The sequence below is a fragment of the Candidatus Streptomyces philanthi genome, from assembly GCF_059553635.1.
In genome coordinates, this window is record NZ_JCANQV010000447.1 from 1 (window position 1) to 3,424 (window position 3,424).

At 74.7% G+C, this 3,424-nt stretch carries 2 protein-coding genes and 1 pseudogene; all 3 read right to left on the reverse strand.

The features are described 5' to 3' along the window. Nucleotides 1-975, reverse strand: a pseudogene (locus tag AC51EU_RS28740) (hypothetical protein); the annotation flags it as partial. Nucleotides 976-1,017: 42 nt separating this feature from the next. Further along, a complete protein-coding gene (locus AC51EU_RS28745; protein WP_496270016.1) occupies nt 1,018-1,947 on the reverse strand; it encodes a hypothetical protein in 930 nt (309 codons plus the stop codon). 88 nt (nt 1,948-2,035) lie between these two features. Then, nucleotides 2,036-3,424 (reverse strand): hypothetical protein (locus tag AC51EU_RS28750; RefSeq protein WP_496270017.1); only part of this gene is annotated, 1,389 nt, incomplete at its 5' end.

Sequence of the window (3,424 nt, forward strand, 5' to 3'; positions counted from 1 at the left end):
GCGGCGTTCGGCGCCGGCGTGGACCTCGCGGGCGCGGGCGCGCCGCCCGTCGGCCTCGGCGATCTTGGTGAGGAGGTCGAGGGAGCCGGCGGTGAAGTCACGTTCGGCGGTGAGTTCGGCGCGGCGGCCGAGCTTGTGGGCGAAGCCGTGGACGAGGTCGGCGAGGCCGTCGGTGTCGCGGGTGTCGGTGACGGCCCGCAGCAGCAGGTCGGTGAAGTCGGAGTCGTTCTTGACGGCGAAGAGGCCGGCGGCCTCGCCCTCGTCGGCGTTCATCTCGCGCTGGTAGCGGAAGAGTTCGGGGTCGAGGCCGAGGTCGCCGAGGTGCTCGTTCCAGCGTTCGTGGACCTCTTCCCAGACGACGTCGAGGTGGGGGTAGTTCTTCCCGGCGTCGGTGAGGGCGTCGCGGAAGCCCTTCATCGTGCGGCGGCGGCCCCGGGCGCCGGAGGAGCCCTCGCCGTCCTCGCCGCGGGGCCGGACGACGGTGGACTCGGCGACGGGGAGGGAGTCGAGGTTCATGCCGGGGCCGGGGCGGAAGCTGTACCACGCCTCGGCGAACTTGCGGGGGTCGTTGGAGACCTGGCGGCCGCGCCATTCGCTGACCTTGCCGACGACGACGCTCTCGCCGGTGAGGGTGTGCTGCCACTCCAGGGCGACGTGTCCGCAGTCCTCGGCGAGCAGGAACTTGCGCAGGACGCCGGAGCTGGCGCCGCCGAGGGTGTTGCGGTGGCCGGGCAGCATCACCGAGAAGATCAGCTTGAGCAGGACGGACTTGCCGCCGCCGTTCTCCAGGAAGAGGACGCCGGCGGGCGCGGGGCGCCGCGGCGGGCCGACCGGTTCGTCCTCGAAGAAGTCCGCCTGGGCCGGTGCCGGTTGCGGGACCGGCGCGCCGACGCCGCGCAGGTCAAGCACGGTGTCGGCGTAGCGGGCACCGGCGGGTCCGATGGAGTAGAGGCGGACCCGGGACAGCTCGTACATGGCGGACTCTCGTTGTCGTGTCGGTCGGTGGGGGCGGTGCGGTCAGGCGGAGTGGAAGGGCAGTCCGGCGTCGGCGACCAGGTCGAGGGCGTCGGAGTCGTCGCCGGGCAGCAGGGTGGCGGTGCCGTCGCTGACGGGGACGACGCCCAGTTCCAGGAGTTCGGCCATGGCGGCGCCGCCGGCCATGTCGCGGACCTGGAGCTGGTAGCGGGCGGTGGTGCGGTAGGTGCCTCCGGCGTCGTCGCCGGTGCGCTGGAGGAAGCCGGAGTCGACGAGGAAGGTGACGGCCTTGGCGATGATGCCGGTGGTGGAGCCGGCGAGGCGGCGGGCGTCCTTGGTGGCGCCGGTGGCGCTGCGCCGCGCGTAGACCCGCCAGGCGGCCTCCAGGCCGGGGGCGCCGGTGGCGGGGTCGGTGTTCTCGCCGTCCTCGGTGGCGCGTTCCTCCAGGCGGCGGCACGCCTGGCGGACGAAAGCGTCGACGCCGTTGACGGTGATGCGGCCGATGTAGCCGTCGTCGGCGAGGTCCTCGGGGCGGGGGAAGGCCATGGCGGCGACCGCGAGGTGGGCCAGGCCGTGCAGGAAGCGGTCGGCGGAGTCGGTGGAGGCGCGGCGGGCGTAGTCGCCCATGCGGACGGCGAAGACGGAGTCCTCGGCGGCGGTGACGGCCATGCCGGCGCGGGGGGAGACCTCCAGGACGACGAGGCCGAGGCCGGCGGCGACGGCGTCGGTGAGCCGGGCGAAGGCGGGGTCGTCGCGGTGGCGGCGGAGCAGTTCGCCGTACTCGGCGTCACGGGCCGGGGCCAGCTTGGGCTGGAGGCCGAAGGCGACCAGGCGGGCGGCGTCGGCGGCGTCGGCCGGGGTGACGTGGCCGCTGCCCGTGGCGGCCGGCGCGGGGGCTTCGGGGACGGGCCGGCCCGCGTCGTCGGTGGCGGGCGCCGGGTCGGGCCGCTGCGCCTCGTCGTACTCGGTCACGGGACAAGCTCCTTGCTGGGGGCGGTCACGGTCTTCTCCTGCTGCCGCGCGCGCCGTGCCGTCGCGCGGTGGTGCCGGGCGGTGGGGGTCATGTGGCCTCCGAGCGGTCCGCGGCCATGCCGGCGGCGTCGAGCAGGGCGGTGCCGACGATGAGGTCGGCGCCGCCGAACTCGGGGTCGGTCAGCTCGGTGCCGTCGTCGACGGCGAACAGCAGCTGCTGTTCGCCCTGGCGGTAGGCGGTGCCGACCGGGGGGCTCGCGGCGTGCACGGCGAGCAGGGCGACGAGGTAGGGGAGGTCGGGGTCGCTCGCGCGGGCCTCGGCGAGCAGTCCGGACAGCCGGCGGGGCGCGTCGGCGGGCAGGGCGAGCAGGGCCATGGCGGCGTCGAGCTGCTCCTCGCTGAAGCGGCTGTCGTCGGGGGTGGCGACCAGGTCCGGTTCGGGCATCTCCGCGCCGAGGTGCGCGCGTTCCTGGGGCGGGGTGAGCAGCATCTCGACGAGGTCGCCGACGCGGACGGCGCAGGGGGTGCGCAGGCCGGTGCCGTGGGCGAAGAAGGCGTCGGTGACGCGGAGGGCGTCCTGTGCGGGCAGCGGCAGCAGGGGGGCGACGAGCTGGCCGTAGAGGTCGAGTCCGGCGCGGGCGGAGGGGGTGGCGAACGCCTGCCGGTCCTGTTCGGCGCGGAAGAGGGGGCCGGCCTCCAGGAGGCGGGACTGGAGCTGGGTGTGGCGGCGGATGCAGTCCTTGACGATGTCGACGAGTTCGGCGGCGCGGCGCTTGTTCTCGGGGTCCTCGGCCTCGTCGCGGGCCCGGCGGATGTTGGTGAGGATGGCGTTCTCGTGGCGGTAGCGCTCGGCGACGTGGTCGAGGGCTTCGGCGATCATGTCGGGGACGGCGCGGAGCCAGTCGACGGCGCGGACGTTGCGCCGGGTGGCGTCGAGGGTCCTGCGCAGGGTCTCGGCGTACTGGACGGTGCGGTAGCGGGCCTGTTCGGCGGCGAGCTGGGCGTCGGCGAGCCGGCCGCGGCTGACGAGCACCTCCAGCTTGACCTCGGCGGCGATCTGGGCGCTCGTCACGTCGGTGTCGAGGGCGCCGACGAGGACGTTGACGGCCTCGTCGGTGGTGCGGAGGTAGACGCCGCCGCCGGGGCCCGGTACCTCCTCGACGAGCTTGAAGTCGTAGTCGCGGCGGACGTAGGTGCCGTCGGTGGCGAAGGTGCCGTAGACGGCGCGGAAGCCGCGGTCGACGCTGCCGACGTTGATGAGGTTCTCCAGCACCCAGCGGGCGACGCGCTCGTGTTCGGCGGCGGGGCGGGCGGGGGCCTGGGCGGCGACGCGGGGCAGTACCCGGGCGACGATCTCCTCGTGGTCGGCGCCGGTGTCGAAGTCCATGGTGAGGGTGACGAGGTCGATGACGGCGAGCGCCACCTCGGCCATGGCGTAGCCGCCGAACTCGCCCGCGAGGTTGGCCTTGCGCGCGTC